The organism is Curtobacterium sp. SORGH_AS_0776, from assembly GCF_031453355.1.
In the GTDB taxonomy this organism is placed as follows: domain Bacteria; phylum Actinomycetota; class Actinomycetes; order Actinomycetales; family Microbacteriaceae; genus Curtobacterium.
This window is the reverse complement of record NZ_JAVIYU010000001.1, coordinates 95,413-111,802: the sequence shown is the minus strand read 5'-3', so window position 1 is coordinate 111,802 and position 16,390 is coordinate 95,413. Positions and strand designations below refer to the sequence as shown.

Sequence of the window (16,390 nt, the reverse complement as noted above, 5' to 3'; positions counted from 1 at the left end):
CGCGCGTCGGCGGGCGCCGTCCTCGTCCGTGGTGCGGTTACTGATCGGTCGACCCTCTCGTGGCGGATGCCGGCGGCACCCGGTGGTGGTGGTCGGTGACCGCCTGGAACGCGGCGGCGGCGGACAGGACGAGTCGGTCGTCCCACGGGCGTGCGACGAGCTGCACGCCGACCGGCAGACCGTCCGGCGCGGTCCCGGCGGGCATCATGAGCGCCGGGAAGCCGACGTAGTCGAAGACCCGGGTGTTCCGGGGGATCACGTCGTGCAGGTTGTACGGCACGCCGTCGACCGTCATGGTGAGGTCGTCGAGTCGGGGCGCCGTGGCACCGATCCCCGGCGTGAGGACGACGTCGACCCCGGCCTCGTCCATCCGTGCGACCATCGCGGCCTGCACGAGCGGACGGCGTCGGAGGGACCGGAGGTAGTCCGCGGCCGTCGGCGTGAACGCGACGTCGAACCGCGCACGGGTGCCGGCGTCGAACAGGTCGGCGGTGGCGGCGTTGGCCTCCTGGTTGGCCGCGAGTTCGCCGTAGAAGACGGTCCAGCACTCGGCGTCGATCGCCTCGAGGTCGTCGAACTCGATCGGCGCGATCTCGGCCCCGAGTGCCGCGAACCGGTCGACCGCGGCCGCGTGCGCGTCGAGCACCGCACGGTCCACCCGCTCGGTGAACCAGACCCGGGGCACGCCGATGCGCATCCCCGCGATCCGTCCCGGTGCCGCCTCGACGAGCGGGACCGCGGTGTGCGTCGTGGGGTCCTGCCCGTCGCCACCGGCGATCACGGCGAGCACGAGCGCGAGGTCCTCGGCGGTGCGGGCCATCGGTCCGACGTGGTCGAGCGTCCACGACAGGCTCGCGACGCCCGTGCGCGGGACGAGGCCGTACGTCGGCTTGATGCCGGTCGTCCCGCACAGCGCCGACGGCACCCGGATCGATCCGCCGGTGTCCGACCCGAGCGCGAGCGGGACGATGCGTGCGGCGAGGGCGGAACCGGAGCCGGTCGACGACCCGCCCGTCCAGCGCTCGGGGTCCCACGGGTTGCGCACGGCGCCGTACCGGGCGTTGTGCGGGCCGCCGCAGGCGAACTCGGTCGTCGCTGCCGTGAACACCGGGATCGCCCCGGCAGCACGGAGCCGGGCGACCACGGTGGCGTCGGCGGGGGCCACGCGGTCACCGGTCTGCAGCGAGCCGCTCGTGACGACCGTGCCGGCCACGTCGATGATGTCCTTCACCGCGAACGGCACGCCCTCGAGCGCACGGGCCTCGCCCGCGGCCCAGCGCCGGGTCGACTCGGCCGCTGCCTGCTCGGCGCCGTCGACCAGGCGGAGGACGGCGTCGGACCACACGTCGTCGCTCGTCCAGTGCGGGGCGAGGGCTCCGACGACGGCGGTGGGGGTGGTGGAGCCGTCGCGGTAGGCCGCGAGCAGCTCGGTGACGCTCGCCGCGGCGGGGTCGGACGCCGTCGCGGCCGTGGACACCGTGGACGCCGGACCGGGGGCGACCGGTGCCGCGGGGGCCGGTGCCGCGTCGACCGCCGCCGCGAGGAGCCGGGCGAACAGCGCGTGGCTGTGGCTCGGCTCCGCCGGCAGGGACGACGGCGCGGCCGGCAGCGGGTTCGCACGGCTGTCCCGCAGCGCCTGGTCGAGCTGCGGCGCGATCGTCCCGCGCACGACCGCGAACACGTCCGTCACGCCGGCACCGCCGCGGCGTGGGCGTCCGCGAGGTACCGGAACACCCCGGGCTGCCGGTCTCGGCCGAGCGGGAAGTCCTCCCGCGCCGCGGCCACCTCGGCGACGTCGAGCGTCGCCCGGACGACCGGGCCGGCCTCGTGCGCCGGGGCGGAGACCACGAGCTCGCCGCGGGGCGACACGACCGACGAGCGGCCGAAGTAGCTCACGGTCTTGCCGTCCACGGTCTCCTCGCCGCCGCGGTTCGGGGCGACGACCCAGGTCTGCGTCTCGAGGGCGCGCACCTGCAGCTCCTGCGTGAAGAGCGTCTCGCGGAACCCCATCGAGGAGACGAGTACGAGCATCACCTCGGCACCCGCGGCCCGTGACGCGAGCCAGTACTCGGGGAAGCTCCGGTCGTAGCAGATGAGCATGCCGAACCGGGTGCCGAGCGCGTCGAACACGACCGGCCCCGACCCCGGCGCGAAGTAGTGCTTCTCGTCGACGTCGGAGATCGCGTTCGTCGGGATCGACGTCTTCCGGTACGCCGGCACGCGGTCGCCGTGCACGTCGGTGCCGTGGACGAGGGTGCCGTCGGCGTCGATGAGCACCGCGCTGTTGTACTGCGCGTCGCCGGCGTCCTCGTAGAGGCCGAAGACGACCGCCGTGCCGAGTCGCCGCGCGGCCTCGGCGAACCGGGCCGTCGCCGGACCGGGCACGGGCTGCGCCCAGGCCTTGCGGCTGTCGTTCCGGACGCCGCAGAAGTAGGGCGTCGTGGTGAGCTCGGGGAAGACGACGAGGTCGGCGCCCTCGGCGGCCTGCTCGAACAGCGCGATGAGGCCGTCGAGCGCGGCGTCGCCGTCGGCGGGGATCTGCCCGGCCTGGACGACCGCGACCTCGAGGGTCGGCGCCGTGCTGCCGGCCGTCATGCGGTGACCACGCTCGGGGTGACGGCGGGCGCCGACGACACGACGCCCTCGCGGGTGCGCATGAGCGGCTGGATGCGGGTGCCGAAGTCGTCCATGCCCTGCAGGAAGTCGTCGAACACGAGCATGATGCCCTTGGTGCCCGCGACGTCGGCGGCCTCGTCGAGCATCGCCGCGACGTGCTCGTAGGAGCCGACGAGCGTGCCCATGTTCATGTTCACGGCACCCTCCGGCAGCGAGATCCGCTTCGCTGTGTTGCCGTCCTCGCCGTTCGTGTCGGTGAGCGCCTGCCCGGTCATCCAGGCGATGGCCTCGACGTCAACGCCGTCGCTGTAGCGCTGCCACTTCTCCTGCGCGGCCTCGTCGGTCTCGTCGGCGATGACCATGAACAGCACGTAGGACCCGACGTCGCGCCCGGTCTTCTCCCGCGCGGCGAGGAGCGCCTCGTTCTGCTCGGCGTACGCGGTCGGGGTGTTCACGCCGACGCCCATCGAGAAGTTGTAGTCCGAGTACTCCGCCGCGAACGCCATGCCCTGCGAGGACTGCCCGGCCGAGACGATCGGGATGTGCGACGTCGGCTTCGGCAGCATCCGGCAGTCGTCCATCTGGAAGTACTCGCCCTGGAAGTTGCTGACGCCGTCCTCCCACAGCTCCTTCATGACCTGCATGTACTCGGTCTGGTAGGCGTACCGACGCTTGAAGTGCACCTCGTCGCCCGGCCAGAGCCCCATCTGGTCGTACTCCGCCTTCTGCCACCCGGCGACGAGGTTCAGCCCGAAGCGCCCGTGCGAGATCGAGTCGACCGTGGCGGCCATGCGTGCGGCGATCGCCGGCGGGATCGTGAGGACGGCCGTGGTGGCGAACAGGCGGATGCGCTCCGTCCGGGCAGCGAGGCCGGCCATCAGGGTGAAGGACTCGAGGTTCTCGTCCCAGAACCCGCTCGGGCCGCCGAAGCCGCGCAGCTTGATCATCGACAGGGCGAAGTCGAAGCCGTACGACTCGGCCTTCTGCACGATCTCGAGGTTGAGGTCGAACGAGGGCTTGTACTGCGGCGAGGTGGTGGAGATGAGCCAGCCGTTGCTGCCGATCGGGATGAAGACTCCGATGTCCATGGGGGACTCGCTTTCTGTGTGTGGAGGAGGGTCAGGACTGCTTGGCGGCGGCCTTGGCGGCGCTCGCGACGGAGTGCCGTCGGATCGTCTGGGAGACCGCGACGGCGACGATGAGCGCACCGCCGTAGAAGAGCTGCTGGACGAAGTTGTCGGCGCCGAGCATCTGGAGCCCGACGACGCCGGAGAACAGGAAGTAGACGGCGATGAAGGTGCCGATGGCGTTGAAGCGCCCGGGGATGATCGCGGTGGCCCCGAGGTAGCAGGCGGCGAACGCGGGGAGCAGGAACGACTGCCCGCTCGAGGGGTCCGCTCCGCCGAGCGTGCCGGCGTAGACGACCCCGGCCACCGCGGCGGTGAGGCCCGCGCCGACGAACGCGCCGACGCGGAGCCGGCGGACGTTCAGGCCGGAGAGCTCGGCGACGGTGCGACCGGTGCCCACGAACAGCAGCCGTCGACCGACCGGCGTGGCGCTGAGGACGACGAGGACGACCACGGTGGCGATCAGCCCGTAGACGAACGCCAGGGGCAGCCCGGCGAGCCCGCGCCACCCGACGGTCGCCTGGACGAGCGCCGGGTCGATGCCGGTCACCGACGAGGACGCGCTCATCCACTGGATGATCCCGATCATGAAGGTCGAGGTGCCGAGCGTCACGATGAACGAGTCGATCCGGAACGCGACCGTGAGCAGGCCGTTCACCAGGCCGACGACCACGCCGATCGCCAGGCCGACCAGGATCGCCGGCAGCAGCGGGATGTCCATCTTGGCGTTGAGGACGGCGATCGTCATGGCGGAGAGCGACATCGTCGAGGCGCCGGACAGGTCGAACTCACCCGCGGTCAGGGGGAACAGGAAGCCGAGCGCCAGGATGAGCAGCACCGACTGGGACCCGAGGATGTTCTGCAGGTTCCCGAGGGTCGGGTAGGTGTCGGGGAGCGCGATGCTGAACGCGATCACGATGACGAGCCAGGCGCCGAGCAGGGCGTAGCGCTCGGTGTGCCCCCACGAGAAGCGCGGGCGGGTGGGGCGGACGATCGACGTCTCGAGGGCGGGTTCGGCGGTGGTGGACATCAGGCGGTCTCCTTGACGGGGGAGGAGTCGGGGGAGGAGGGAGCGGGATCGACGAGGCTGGCGACGACGGCCGCCGCGATGACGTCGCGGTCGATCCGGTCGCCGGTGAGCACGTCGTGGACGCGGCCGTGGGCGAGGACCACGACCCGGTCGCACATCTGGGCGAGCTGGTCGTAGTCGGTGGAGGCGCAGACGATCGAGACGCCCTGGTCGGCGGTCCGGCGGAGCATCGAGAAGATCGCCGCACGGGCGCCGACGTCGATGCCCTGCGTCGGCTCCTGGAGCAGCACGAGCCGTGGGTCGTCCTGCATCCACTTCGCGAGGACGGCCTTCTGCTGGTTGCCGCCGGAGAGCGTGCCGAAGAGTGCGGAGGGGTCGGCGGGGCGGACGTCCCAGTCGCGGACGAGGCCCTCGACGTGCGACCGCTCCCGTGCCGGCGACAGCCCGAGCAGTCCGCGGAGCTTCCCGAGGACGGGCAGGGTCACGTTCTGCTCGACGGACAGGGTCAGGGCACCGCCCTCGCGCTTGCGGTCGGCGGGGACGTAGACGACCCCGCGGGCGATCGAGGTCGCCGGGCTGGTGGCGCCGAGGTCGACCGTGGCGTCCCGGACCGTGAGGGTCCCGGTCGCTGCCCGGGCGCCGTACAGGCCTGGAAGCACGTCCTCGACGCCCGAGCCGGCGAGCCCGGTGATGCCGACGACCTCGCCGTCCGCGACGTCGAACGAGAGCCCGTCGACGACACCGGCCCGGAGGTCCCGGACCGTCACGACCGCGTCGCCCGTGGTGGCGGGGCGGGCACTGCGTGCGGCCGCGCCGTCGAGCCCGCGTCCGACGATGAGCGAGACGAGCTCGTCCGCGGTCGTGGTCGCGGAGTCCCGGTGCGCCTGGACCCGACCGGCCCGGAGGACCGTCACGCGGTCGGCGTGCTCGAGGACCTCGGACATGTCGTGCGACACGAGGAGGGCCGACGTGCGGCCGTCGGACACGAGGTCCTTGACGACGCGGAAGAGCAGGTCCGCGTCCTCCTTCGGCAGGAACACCGTCGGTTCGTCGAGGACGATGAGCGCCCGGTCGTCGCCCAGCTCGGCGACGGCCCGCAGGATCGCGACGAGCGCCTTCTGTGTGTCGGTCAGTTCCTCGATCCGGGCCCGCGGGTCGATGTCCACGCCGTAGCGGGCGAAGAGCTCCGCGGCCGCCCGGTGCTCGGTGCCCCAGCGGACGAACGGACCGCGGCCGGCGACGACGGTGGCGAGCCGGAGGTTCTCGGTCACCCCGAGCGACGGCACGAGGGCCAGGTCCTGGTGGACGAAGCTGATGCCGACGCGGCGGAAGTACCCGGGAGGCACCGGTAGCGGGAGCCGGGAGCCGCGGACCTCGATCGTCGCTCCCGGGTCCGGCGCGTAGGTGCCGGACAGGATCTTGATGAGGGTCGACTTGCCGGAACCGTTCTCGCCGAGCAGCGCGTGCACCTGGCCCGGACGGACCTCGAGTTCGACGTCGTCGAGCGCGGTCAGTCCGCCGAACCGCTTGGTGAGCCCGCTGATCCGCAGGACCGGCGCGGTGGTCGCACCGGCCTCGACGACCGCAGCGGACGCTGCGGGGCTGCGCCGTGCCTCCCGGGTGGCGCTCACTTCGCCGGACCCCAGATCTCCTCGTACCCGGTCTTGTACGCGTCGCCGTAGCCCTTGCTCGGCGCCGGCGGGGTACCCGCCTCGTCGACGTTGTCCTTCGTGAACACCTTGAGCGGGGTCTGCTCGTCGCCGTCCTCGATGATCGGGGTGTCGGTCAGGACGCGACCGGCCTGGTCGAGCGTGGCGTAGGCGAGCCACTCCATGTTCTCGCCGATGTCCATCGTCATGACGTTGCCCTCCTGCAGGATCTTCATCACCGCGGGCGTCCCGTTGTACGAGGACGTGAAGACCTGGCCGGTCTTGCCGGCCGCCGTCACCCCGGCCTCGACGAAGAGGGCCATCGAGTCGTACACGGGCAGGACGTAGTCGAGGTTCGGGTCGGACTGGATCGCGGACTGGACGGTCGACGAGATCTTCGTCGCCCAGTCGGCGACCGGCACGTTCGTCACCTTCACCTTGCAGCCCGAGCAGTACTCGTCGAACTCCTCCTGCATGGCCTTGACGATGCCGTCCGACGGCGGGACCTCCGACGAGGTGATGATGAGCACGTCACCCGCGCCCTTCGTCTCCTTGATGGCCCAGTCGGCGTTGAGCTTCGCGGCCTCGTGGAAGGGCGCGGTCACCTGGGCGGCGACGAGGTCCTGCAGCTGGTCGGGGAGCGCCTCACCCGTCTGGTACGTGTGGCTGATGAGCACCGGGATGCCGGCGGCCTTCGCACGCTTGAGCGCCGGGACGATGAGCTCGCCGTTGACGCCCTGCGCGAGGACGATGATGTCGGCCTTCCGGCTGATCGCCTGGTCGATGCCGGCGGACTGCTCGGTCGGCGTGCCCTGGTTCGTGTACTCGATCCACTTCGCGCCGTACTCCTCGGCGAGCTGCTGCCCCGCCTCGTCGACGGACACGATGAACGGCACGGCGGACGAGTTCGGGATGTTGAAGATCGTCTTGCCCGCGATCTTCGACATGTCGAACGGCTTGCCCTCGAAGGTGAACTCCGGGTCGACGCTCGCCGCCGTGATCTGGCTGGTGGCGTGCTCGACCCCGGCGGAGTCGTCGGACGAGCCGCTCGAGGCCGTCGAGGTGGCGGAGCAGGCGGACAGGAACAGCACACCGCTGAGTGCGGCGGCCAGGAGCGCGGGACGTGCGAGCCGCGTTCGGGTGGGTGCGGGGGACGACATCGGTCGAGGACCTCCAGGACGTGGTGCGGGAACGGGGGACGGGTGCGGGTGCTGCCGGTGCTGCGGGTACGCCGAACACCCCGCGGCGCGGGGTGGGCGTGACGACGAGGGGCGTCGGTCACTTCGGGGTGTGGGAGAGCGCTCCGCCGGGGGCGATGCGTCGGGGATGACGGGGCCGCTCCGGTGGGGCTGATGCGAATGTAACGGGCTGCGGGCCGCAAGCGGGTGCCCGGCGGTAACGGTCCTGTTAGGCGTTTGTTTCGCCGGTGTTAGGCCACCGGCACCACGGCGTCGACGAGCCGCCGTGCCGCGCCGTTCCGGGGCGGGCGATCCCGCCGCCCCACCCCGGAGCGGTGCGGATCCGCGCGTCCGTGCGGCGGCGCCGCCCGGGCGAAACACCCCGGAAGCAATCGCGCCGACTTCCGGTAACGCGTCTCTCACAAGTCGGCGGTCGGCCGAGCGGACCCCGCTGGCGGAATGCGACGGACCCGCCCGGAGCGGCACCCGCTGACCAGGGCATTCCCCGCCGTGGCATCCGGCGCCCCCTGGCGTAACCCACCCGATACGGGCGCGCCACGGAGGCGAAACGAACGGCGGATGGACTGCAGTCGCACACCGTCCCCGACCGCAGGAGCAGATCGATGATCACCACCGTCGTCGCCGGCAACCCCAAGCCGGCATCGCGGACGCTCGACGCGGCCACGGTCGTGCTCGAACGCCTCACCGGTCGGGCACCCGACCACGTCGTCGACGTGATCGACCTCGGCCCGGGCCTGCTCGGCTGGGGCGACGACGCGGTGTCGGAAGCGGTGCGCACCGTCGCCGCGTCCGACCTCGTCGTCGTCGCCTCGCCCACGTTCAAAGCGACCTACACCGGCGTCCTCAAGCTCTTCCTCGACCAGTTCGCCACCGGGGACGGCCTCGCCGGTGTCGTCGCCGTCCCGCTCATGCTCGGCGCCGGCCCCGCGCACGCCCTCGCCCCCGAGGTCTTCCTCAAGCCCGTGCTCGTCGAGCTCGGTGCGACCGTCCCGGCTCCGGCCCTGTACCTCAACGACAAGCAGTACTCCGAGCCCGCATCGACCGAGGTCTGGCTCGCCCGGTGGCGCGACGTCGTCCTCGGCGCGACCGCGAGCCTCCAGGAAGGAACCCGCTCATGATCAGCCCCTACTCGCCCGAGGCCCCCGACCTCGGTGCCCTCCGTCAGGCGTTCTCCGGCTTCCCCTGCGGGGTCGCGGCGCTCGCCGCCGTCGTCGACGACGAGCCCACCGTGCTCGTCGCCTCGTCCTTCACCGTGGGGGTGTCGCAGGACCCGCCGCTCGTGATGTTCGCGGTGCAGCACACGTCGTCGACGTGGCCGGTGCTGCGTGCGGCCGGCACGATCGGGGTCTCGATCCTCGGCGAGGGGCACGCGCAGGTCACCCGGCAGCTCGCGTCGAAGGACAAGTCGGTCCGGTTCGTCGGGGTCGACACGACGGTGTCCGAGTCGGGGTCGGTCTTCCTCGAGGGCGCTCCGATCTGGCTCGAGTGCGCTGTCGAGCACACCTACCCGGCGGGTGACCACGACATCGTCGTGCTCCGGGTCCTCGGGCTCATGTCGGACTTCGCGCACAGCCCGCTGGTCTGGCACCGGTCCGCCTTCGCGACGCTGAGCGCCTGAGCGCCTGAGCGCCTGCGCGCGCCCGCGGCGGGTCAGATCTGGCTCGCGCCCCCGTCGACGTACAGCTCCGCACCCGTGACGTAGCTGCTGCGCGGTGAACCGAGGAAGAGCACGGCGTCCGCGACCTCGTCCTCGGTGCCCAGTCGCTGCATCGGCACCCCGGACGCGAGCCCGCCGAGCAGCGCCTCGGCGTCCTCGGGGCTGCCGGCCAGACCGGACAGGCCGGGCGTGCCGATCGGCCCGGGAGCGACGACGTTGACCCGCACGCCACGCTCGACGAGCTCGGCGGCCCAGCTCCGCGCGAGTGATCGGACCGCCGCCTTCGTCGCGGCGTAGATGCTGAACGCCGGGTTGCCCTTGACGTCGATGTTCGAGCCGGTCAGCACGATGGCCGAGCCCCGTGCCAGGTGCGGCAGCGCTCCCTGCACGGTGTTGACGACGCCACCGACGTTCGCGTTGAACGTCGTCGTGTAGTGGTCCCAGCTGATCTGGCCGAGCGGCGCGAACTCGCCGCCGCCGGCGTTCGCGAAGACGAGGCCGAGCTGTTCCCCGCGGGCGGCGATCGCCGCGGACACCCGCTCGACGTCGGCGGCGACCGCCACGTCGCCCTGCACGGTCGTGACCGCGTCGCCGAGTTCGTCGGACACCGCGTCGAGCGCGTGCTGACGACGTCCCGTCACGACGACGTGCGCGCCCTCGGCGACGAGTCGACGGACGACGGCCAGGCCGATGCCCGACGTCCCGCCCGTGACGAGTGCTGTGGTCCCGGTGAACTCACCCATGGTCGTTCCTCTCTCCAGCTCCCGCGGGAGCATTTGCGTACCGTTCGGTACAGATATGGAACCTAGACCCGATCTCACCGGTTGTCAAATCTGTACCGACTGGTACGGAACCGGCCATGGCGGTATTCTGGTCCCAGCGGTACAGATCGAGGGGTTCGGCATGGCGACACGAGGACGACCACGTGCGTTCGACACCGACGAGGCGCTCGAGCGCGCTGTCGAGGTGTTCTGGCGGCAGGGGTACGCCGGCACGAGCCTCGAGGACCTCACCACCGCGATGGGCATCAACCGGCCGAGTCTCTACGCAGCGTTCGGCAACAAGGAGGCCACGTTCCGCAAGGCTCTGGGACGCTACGCCGAGGTCGAGATGGCGTACGTCGGGGACGCGCTCGCCGAACCGACGGCGCGCGCGGTCGCCGAGCACTACCTCCGCAGCAACGTCGCCGCGGTCACGGCTCCGGGGCGGCCGGCCGGGTGCCTGTCCATCCAGGGTGGGCTCGCGTCCGGTGACGAGGACCGCCGGATCGTCGAGTTCCTCGAGGAGAGCCGCGCCGGCGGTGAGCGGCGGATCGCCGACCGGTTCCGCGCCGCACGGGACGCCGGGGACCTGGCAGTCGACGAGGACCCGGACGAACTCGCGAAGTACGTCGTCACGGTGTCGGCCGGGCTCGCCGTGCAGGCGAGCGGCGGCGCGAGCCGACGCGAGCTCGCGGCCGTCGTGGAACGTGCGCTGCGCGCGTTCCCGGCGTGACGCAGGGACGCCAGGCGCGGAGCGGGTGAGCAGATCCGCTCACCCGCACCGCGCCTCCCGTCCGGTCCTGCGGCGTCAGCCGCGCAGTGCCTCCGTCAGCTTCACCCGGCTGCCGGTGCGCAGCAGCGCGTTCTCGTAGATCCGGGCGCCGACGACCACGACGAGCACGACCGAGACCGCCACGATGACGAGGGACAGGATCGGCTCCCACCACTCGGCGGTCCCGAGGAAGATCCGCATCGGCATCCCGATCGGCGCGCTGAACGGCACGTAGGACATCACGCCGAGGATCGTCGGGTTGTTGTACGCGACGATGATGAGGATGTACGGGATCATCACGAGCATCATCACGGGGGTGGTGACGCTGCCGACGTCCTCCTGACGGGAGACGAGCACCGCGGCCGCCGCGAACAGCGAGGCGATGAGCACGAAGCCGATCGCGAAGAACCCGACGAACCAGAGCATGCTCGGGCCGAGCACCGTGAACATGTTGTCCTGCCCGGTGACCGCGAGCGTCACCGCCGCCGCGATCGCCACCGCGACGATCTGCGCGAAGGCCATCACGCTGTTGCCGAGGACCTTGCCGGCCAGGAGTGCCCGGGCCGGGATCGCCGCCATCAGGATCTCGACGACGCGGGTGGACTTCTCCTCGACGACGCTCTGCGCGATCGACTGACCGAAGGTCACGGCGGACGCGAAGTACACGACGCCGAAGGCCAGCGCCACGATGTAGATCAGGCCACCGGGGATCGCGTTCGGGTCGAGCAGCTCGATGCGGGGGGAGACGCTCAGCGCCTGGACGACGTCGGTCGGGGCGTCGTCGAGCCCCACGACCTTGTAGCCGAGCGGGTCGTCGGACGGCAGGACCGCCGCGTCGACGTCACCGTTCTCGACGAGTCGTTCGGCGGCTGCAGCGGTCGGCGCCTCGGTGACGTCGAGCCCCTTGCTGGTCGGCAGGCTGACCCCGTCGACGACCGCGACCGGGGTGGTGTCGCCCGCCGTGGCCTTGCCGACGATGCCGCCGACGACGATCGACGCGACGACCATGAGGATGAGGATGCCGGCGGACACGACGAACGCCTTGCTGCGGACGCGGGCCTGGATCTCGCGCGCGGCGACGAGCCGCACGGACTGGACGAACGAGCCGTTCATCGGACGACCTCCCGGAAGACCTCGCTGAGCCGCGGGACACGCGGCGAGAACGACCCGACGGTGCCGTGCTGGACGGCCCGCTGCAGGACGCGCTGCGCGGTGGCGTCGTCGGCCTCGAACACGGCGTACCCGCCGTCGAACTCGCGGACGGTGACGCCCGGTTCGTCGCGGAGCCAGGCGACGTCCCCGTCGACGAGGAGCTCCCACGCGGCGGGGCCGGCCTGCTTCCGCAGTTCGTCCTGCGGGCCGGCGGCGCGGATCGTGCCCCCGGCGATCACCACGACGTCGTCGCAGAGCCGCTCGACGACGTCCAGCTGGTGGCTCGAGAACAGCACGGGCACGCCACCCGCCGCTGCCTCGCGCAGGACGGCGAGCACGACGTCGACGGCCATCGGGTCGAGGCCGGAGAACGGCTCGTCGAGCACGAGGACCTCGGGGTCGTGGGCGAGCGCGGCGGCGACCTGCACGCGCTGCTGGTTGCCGAGGGACAGCTTCTCGACGGCGTCGGTGGCGTGCGGCGCCAGGCCGAGCCGGTCGAGCAGGTCGGTGGTGCGGCTCGCCGCGGTGCGCTTGTCGACGCCGTGCAGCCGGGCGAAGTACGTGATCTGCTCGGAGACCGGCATCTTCGGGTAGAGCCCGCGCTCCTCCGGCATGTAACCGAAGCGACCACGGTCGGCCGGGCCGATCGTGGTGCCGTCGATGGACACGGTGCCGGCGTCGGCCTGGAGCACGCCGAGCAGGATCCGCATCGTGGTGGTCTTGCCGGCGCCGTTGCCGCCGACGAACCCGGTCAGGCGTCCGTCGCCGACCGTGAACGTCACGTCGTCGAGCACGCGGCGGTCGCCGTACTGCTTGGTCACCCCGTCGATGGTGAGCATGTCGTTCCCCTCTCGCGGCGGTTCGCTCCGCCTGCGTCGACGCTATTGCGCGGGGTGCGACGGGCGCCTCCGGCTGGCGACGGGGATCGGGGCGCCGCGGGCTCCGCCGCGTGGGGGAGCGCAGGTCGGACGGCGGTCTAGGCGGGGGTTCCGGCCACGCCGTGCTCGAAGGCCCAGACGACCGCCTGGATGCGGTCGCGCAGACCGAGCTTCTGGAGGACGTTCGACACGTGGGTCTTCACGGTGGCCTCACCGACCCACAGCTCCGTCGCGATCTCGGCGTTGCTCAGCCCGCGGGCGAGCAGCCGGAGGACTTCGGTCTCACGCTCGGTCAGCCCCGCCGTGACGACCGCATCGTGGCCGTCCGGTGCCGCGGGCGCCCCGGACCCGGCGGTCGCGCGGCTGATCACCCGGCGGGTCACGTCCGGGGCGAGCAGCGCGTCGCCGGCCGCCACGGTGCGGACGGCGTCGATCAGCCGCTCGGGGGAGGCGTTCTTCAGCAGGAACCCGCTCGCCCCGGCCTCGAGCGCCTGGAAGAGGGCGTCGTCGTGGTCGAAGGTCGTCAGGACGAGCACGGCCGGGGGCTCCGGGAGCGCGGCGATCCGGCGCGCCGCCTCGAGCCCGTCGACGTTCGGCATCTGGACGTCGAGGCACACCACGTCCGGTCGGAGCGCCCGCACGGCCTCGACCGCCTCGGCGCCGTCAGCGGCCTCGCCGACGACCCGGAACCCCGGCTCGGACTCGAGGATGACGCGGAAGCCGGCCCGGACGAGGTCCTGGTCGTCCGCGAGCACGATGGTCAGGTCGTCGGCAGCCATGCCCGCACCAGCCAGCCTCCCCGGGCGCGCGGCCCGATCTCGATCCGTCCGCCCACCGCGGCGACGCGTTCGCGCATCCCCACGTGGCCGAGTCCGCTGCCCGCGGTGTTCCGCGGTGCCCGGTCGCCGTGTCCGTCGTCGGTGACCTCGACCTCGACGCCGTCGTCGAGGTACCGCACCCGGACGTCCGCCCGGGCCGTCGGGCCGGCGTGCTTGAGGACGTTCGTCACGGCCTCTTGCGCGATCCGGTACGCGACCGCCGAGACCGTGGGTGGGACGTCGCGGACGCTGCCCACCACGACGTACTCGGTCGGGTGCCCAGCGGTCCGGGCCGAGTCGGCGAGCTCGCCGATCCGGCCGAGCCCCTCGGTGCTCGGAGCGGCGCGGACGTCGTCGCCGCCGTCCTCGTCGGCGCGCAGGGTGCCGAGCATCCGGCGGAGCTCCTCGACGGCGGTCCGGGCGCTCTGCTCGACCACGCCGAGCGACGCCGTCGCCTGCTCGGGGTCGTGGCCGATCACGCGTCGAGCCGCGCCGGCCTGCACCCCCATGAGCGACACGTGGTGCGCCACGACGTCGTGGAGTTCGCGGGCGATGCGCACGCGCTCGATCGTCACCGCCTGGGCAGCGCTCCGCTCGCGTTCGGCGGCGAGCTCGGCGGTGCGGAGGTCGAGCTCGTGCTTCGCCACCGCCGACGCCCAGGCCCGGTTGCCGGCGTACCAGGCAGCGCCGAAGTAGATGACGTTGATCACGATGTTGAGCAGCGAGAGCGCGATGTACGGCGGGATGAGGCCGCCGTCGTCGTTCGGCAGCGCGTTCGGCACCGCCCAGCCGAAGGCGATCGCGACGAACAGCCAGGCGAACATGCCGCCGATGACCACCCAGCGCACGACCTCGGCGCGCACACGGTCCGAGCACCACGCACCGACCGTGTACAGGGCGATGAACAGCGTGAAGTTCACGAGGAAGACCTCGGGCACGTGCAGGATCTGCGTCGCCGCGAAGGCCAGCGCGGAGACGACCGCCATCGTCATCGGCCAGCGGCGGCGGAACGCGACCGGTGCGGCGTTCGCAACGACGAGCAGCGCCGAGACCCACCACGCTGCCTGGTCGTCGCCGTAGGTCCCGGCCGACCCGTAGAGCATCGTCGTGATCGCCAGTCCGGCGCCGAGGACGAGTGCGAGGAGGGCGTCCTGGCGGAACTCGCGGCGCCCCACCGGCAGCCGTGACCACTCCGCGGTCGTCCCCATGGTCACCACGGTAGCGGGTGCGGTGGTCGGAGTAGCCTGCCGCCAACCGAACAGGGGAGGCACCATGCAGTTCCTCGTCAACGTCATCGACGACGGGCAGGCCGAGGCCGCCGGTCGGACCGAGTCCGCGACACGGACCGAGGCGGACGCGGTCGACGCGCTCAACGAGCGGCTCGGCGACGCCGTCGTCTTCGCGGCCGGGGTGTCCGCACCGTCGGACGCCGTGGTGGTCGACGCCCGTCGTGCCGAGCCGACCACGACGCCCGGGCTCGTCGGGGACCCGGCCGAGTTCGTCGCCGGGTTCTGGGTCATGGACCTGCCGGACGCCGAGACCGCGCGGCGGGTCGCGCAGGAGGCGTCGGTGGCGTGCAACCGGAAGATCGAGCTGCGCCCGCTGCTCTGACCCGGGCGCCGAGCACCGCGCAGGCGGCCGTCACGAGCGCCCCGGCCCCGAAGGTGCCGAGCGAACCCAGCGGTTCGACGACCGCTCCCGCCGCCGCGGCACCGCCGGCCTGGCCGAGGACGAGCGCCACGAAGAGCACCGAGGTGCCGGCCGAGGACCGCTCCGTATCGACCTCGGTGGTCCACGCGATCAGGGCCCCGGTCGCCGCCGTGTACCCCCAGCCGAACACGGCGCAGGCGACGAGCGCCACAGGCGTCCACTGCGGCACCGTGCCGAGCGCCAGCACACCGAGGGCGACGGCGGCGGTGGTGAGCGTCCACTGCGTCCGGGCACGGAGCCGACTCGTCCACCGGGCGGTCGCCACGACGGCGGCACCACCCGCGCCGAGCGCGGTCCACGCGGACACCGAGACGGCGACCGGTGCGCCGGCGTCGACGAGCACCGAGCGGCCGTACGTCCACACGACCGCCGACCCTGCGCCGAAGAGCAGGGCGAGCACGAGGACCGCACGGTGCGCCGTCCACCACGCCCGGTCCGGGGCCGGTGCTCGCTTCGTGGGGGTCTGCCCGGCCGTCGCCGTCCGGCGGGGCGACCACGAGGACGCGAGCAGGACCACCCCGACGACCAGCGCCGCGATCCCGGACCACGTCCACGCGGTCCGCCAGTCGGGCAGGAGCACGAGCGCGAGCACGCCCGCGGCGACGAGGCCGGGGCCCGTCCCGGCGTTCACCACGGCCTGCGCCCGGCCCTGTGCCGGCTGCGGCACGAGGGTCGTCACGAGACTGACGAGTGCGGGCGAGGCCAGCCCCGCGCCCGCCGAACCGACGACCGATGCGATCGCGAACGCCGTGGGGTCGCCGGCCGCGGCCATGCCGAGTGCACCACCGCCCGCGACAGATGCGGCGACCGCCACGAGGACCCGGGGCACGCGGCCGGCACAGCGGTACCCGACCACGGCACCCACGCAGTACAGCGCCGAGGCTCCGGACGAGACCCACCCCGCAGTGTCGGCGCGCAGCCCGAGGTCCCGCTGGACGTCGGGCAGGAACAGCCCGTACGCCAGCCGGACCAGGCCGTACGTCGCGGCGATCAGGCCGAGGCCGCTCCCCAGGAACACCGA

16 protein-coding genes are annotated in these 16,390 nt (G+C 72.5%); 4 read left to right on the top strand and 12 right to left on the bottom strand.

Annotated elements, in window-relative coordinates; genetic code table 11:
* Nucleotides 1-37: 37 nt before the first annotated feature.
* The 6 genes from QE359_RS00535 to QE359_RS00510 are packed head-to-tail and all read right to left on the bottom strand — an operon-like array spanning nt 38 to nt 7,582.
* Complete coding sequence (locus QE359_RS00535; RefSeq protein ID WP_309776801.1) at nt 38-1,690, bottom strand: amidase; 1,653 nt, start codon at nt 1,688-1,690, stop codon at nt 38-40.
* A complete protein-coding gene (locus QE359_RS00530) occupies nt 1,687-2,595 on the bottom strand; it encodes a carbon-nitrogen hydrolase family protein (RefSeq protein WP_309776799.1) in 909 nt (302 codons plus the stop codon). Before QE359_RS00530 ends, QE359_RS00535 begins: the two co-directional genes overlap by 4 nt.
* On the bottom strand, nt 2,592-3,704 hold the full coding sequence (rutA, locus tag QE359_RS00525) for a pyrimidine utilization protein A (RefSeq protein ID WP_309776797.1): 1,113 nt from the start codon (nt 3,702-3,704) through the stop codon (nt 2,592-2,594). Before rutA ends, QE359_RS00530 begins: the two co-directional genes overlap by 4 nt.
* 31 nt (nt 3,705-3,735) lie before the next feature.
* The gene (locus QE359_RS00520) at nt 3,736-4,773 is read right to left on the bottom strand and encodes an ABC transporter permease (protein WP_071303008.1); all 1,038 of its coding nucleotides are present in this window, start codon (nt 4,771-4,773) and stop codon (nt 3,736-3,738) included.
* Complete coding sequence (locus QE359_RS00515; protein WP_309776795.1) at nt 4,773-6,404, bottom strand: sugar ABC transporter ATP-binding protein; 1,632 nt, start codon at nt 6,402-6,404, stop codon at nt 4,773-4,775. The genes QE359_RS00520 and QE359_RS00515 overlap by 1 nt, the downstream gene beginning before the upstream one ends.
* Entirely contained in the window at nt 6,401-7,582 is a 1,182-nt protein-coding gene (locus QE359_RS00510) for a sugar ABC transporter substrate-binding protein (RefSeq protein WP_309776794.1), read from the bottom strand. Before QE359_RS00510 ends, QE359_RS00515 begins: the two co-directional genes overlap by 4 nt.
* A gap of 641 nt (nt 7,583-8,223) precedes the next feature.
* On the opposite strand from QE359_RS00510, the gene QE359_RS00505 reads away from it, so the two are divergent.
* Together QE359_RS00505 and QE359_RS00500 are read left to right on the top strand one after the other, a co-directional pair.
* Nucleotides 8,224-8,739, top strand: coding sequence for an NADPH-dependent FMN reductase (locus QE359_RS00505; protein ID WP_070418021.1), 516 nt, complete (start codon nt 8,224-8,226; stop codon nt 8,737-8,739).
* Nucleotides 8,736-9,239: a flavin reductase family protein gene (locus QE359_RS00500; protein WP_070418022.1), complete on the top strand. Its 504-nt coding sequence runs from the start codon at nt 8,736-8,738 to the stop codon at nt 9,237-9,239. Before QE359_RS00505 ends, QE359_RS00500 begins: the two co-directional genes overlap by 4 nt.
* Nucleotides 9,240-9,271: 32 nt before the next feature.
* On the opposite strand, the gene QE359_RS00495 is transcribed toward QE359_RS00500, so the two are convergent.
* A complete protein-coding gene (locus QE359_RS00495; protein WP_309776791.1) occupies nt 9,272-10,021 on the bottom strand; it encodes an SDR family oxidoreductase in 750 nt (249 codons plus the stop codon).
* 160 nt (nt 10,022-10,181) lie between these two features.
* Between QE359_RS00495 and QE359_RS00490 the strand changes: the two genes are divergently transcribed.
* Nucleotides 10,182-10,772 carry a TetR/AcrR family transcriptional regulator gene (locus tag QE359_RS00490; RefSeq protein ID WP_309776790.1) on the top strand — a complete coding sequence of 197 codons (591 nt, stop codon included), beginning with the start codon at nt 10,182-10,184 and terminating at the stop codon, nt 10,770-10,772.
* 75 nt (nt 10,773-10,847) lie between these two features.
* Here the strand turns inward: QE359_RS00490 and QE359_RS00485 are convergent, their stop codons facing one another.
* The 4 genes from QE359_RS00485 to QE359_RS00470 all read right to left on the bottom strand — a co-directional run bounded on the left by QE359_RS00485 (nt 10,848) and on the right by QE359_RS00470 (nt 14,867).
* Complete coding sequence (locus tag QE359_RS00485) at nt 10,848-11,924, bottom strand: ABC transporter permease (protein ID WP_309776788.1); 1,077 nt, start codon at nt 11,922-11,924, stop codon at nt 10,848-10,850.
* Nucleotides 11,921-12,802 (bottom strand): ATP-binding cassette domain-containing protein, encoded by an 882-nt coding sequence (locus QE359_RS00480; protein ID WP_309776786.1) that lies wholly within the window; start codon nt 12,800-12,802, stop codon nt 11,921-11,923. Before QE359_RS00480 ends, QE359_RS00485 begins: the two co-directional genes overlap by 4 nt.
* A 137-nt stretch (nt 12,803-12,939) precedes the next feature.
* Nucleotides 12,940-13,620, bottom strand: coding sequence for a response regulator transcription factor (locus QE359_RS00475; RefSeq protein ID WP_309776784.1), 681 nt, complete (start codon nt 13,618-13,620; stop codon nt 12,940-12,942).
* Nucleotides 13,602-14,867: a sensor histidine kinase gene (locus QE359_RS00470; protein ID WP_071295733.1), complete on the bottom strand. Its 1,266-nt coding sequence runs from the start codon at nt 14,865-14,867 to the stop codon at nt 13,602-13,604. The genes QE359_RS00475 and QE359_RS00470 overlap by 19 nt, the downstream gene beginning before the upstream one ends.
* 64 nt (nt 14,868-14,931) lie before the next feature.
* Between QE359_RS00470 and QE359_RS00465 the strand changes: the two genes are divergently transcribed.
* Nucleotides 14,932-15,270, top strand: a complete 339-nt coding sequence (locus QE359_RS00465; RefSeq protein ID WP_309776780.1) for a hypothetical protein — start codon at nt 14,932-14,934, stop codon at nt 15,268-15,270.
* Here QE359_RS00465 and QE359_RS00460 read toward each other — a convergent pair.
* On the bottom strand, nt 15,176-16,387 hold the full coding sequence (locus tag QE359_RS00460) for an MFS transporter (protein ID WP_309776777.1): 1,212 nt from the start codon (nt 16,385-16,387) through the stop codon (nt 15,176-15,178). The genes QE359_RS00465 and QE359_RS00460 overlap by 95 nt on opposite strands.
* Nucleotides 16,388-16,390: the final 3 nt, after the last annotated feature.

Bases quoted from the DNA above. Each gene is read 5' to 3' on its own strand.
- QE359_RS00510 (WP_309776794.1), bottom strand. From the start codon at position 7,582: ATGTCGTCCCCCGCACCCACCCGAACGCGGCTCGCACGTCCCGCGCTC.
- QE359_RS00470 (WP_071295733.1), bottom strand. From the start codon at position 14,867: ATGGGGACGACCGCGGAGTGGTCACGGCTGCCGGTGGGGCGCCGCGAG.
- QE359_RS00475 (WP_309776784.1), bottom strand. From the start codon at position 13,620: ATGGCTGCCGACGACCTGACCATCGTGCTCGCGGACGACCAGGACCTC.
- QE359_RS00530 (WP_309776799.1), bottom strand. From the start codon at position 2,595: ATGACGGCCGGCAGCACGGCGCCGACCCTCGAGGTCGCGGTCGTCCAG.
- QE359_RS00495 (WP_309776791.1), bottom strand. From the start codon at position 10,021: ATGGGTGAGTTCACCGGGACCACAGCACTCGTCACGGGCGGGACGTCG.
- QE359_RS00500 (WP_070418022.1), top strand. From the start codon at position 8,736: ATGATCAGCCCCTACTCGCCCGAGGCCCCCGACCTCGGTGCCCTCCGT.
- QE359_RS00520 (WP_071303008.1), bottom strand. From the start codon at position 4,773: ATGTCCACCACCGCCGAACCCGCCCTCGAGACGTCGATCGTCCGCCCC.
- QE359_RS00485 (WP_309776788.1), bottom strand. From the start codon at position 11,924: ATGAACGGCTCGTTCGTCCAGTCCGTGCGGCTCGTCGCCGCGCGCGAG.
- QE359_RS00490 (WP_309776790.1), top strand. From the start codon at position 10,182: ATGGCGACACGAGGACGACCACGTGCGTTCGACACCGACGAGGCGCTC.
- rutA (WP_309776797.1), bottom strand. From the start codon at position 3,704: ATGGACATCGGAGTCTTCATCCCGATCGGCAGCAACGGCTGGCTCATC.
- QE359_RS00480 (WP_309776786.1), bottom strand. From the start codon at position 12,802: ATGCTCACCATCGACGGGGTGACCAAGCAGTACGGCGACCGCCGCGTG.
- QE359_RS00505 (WP_070418021.1), top strand. From the start codon at position 8,224: ATGATCACCACCGTCGTCGCCGGCAACCCCAAGCCGGCATCGCGGACG.
- QE359_RS00465 (WP_309776780.1), top strand. From the start codon at position 14,932: ATGCAGTTCCTCGTCAACGTCATCGACGACGGGCAGGCCGAGGCCGCC.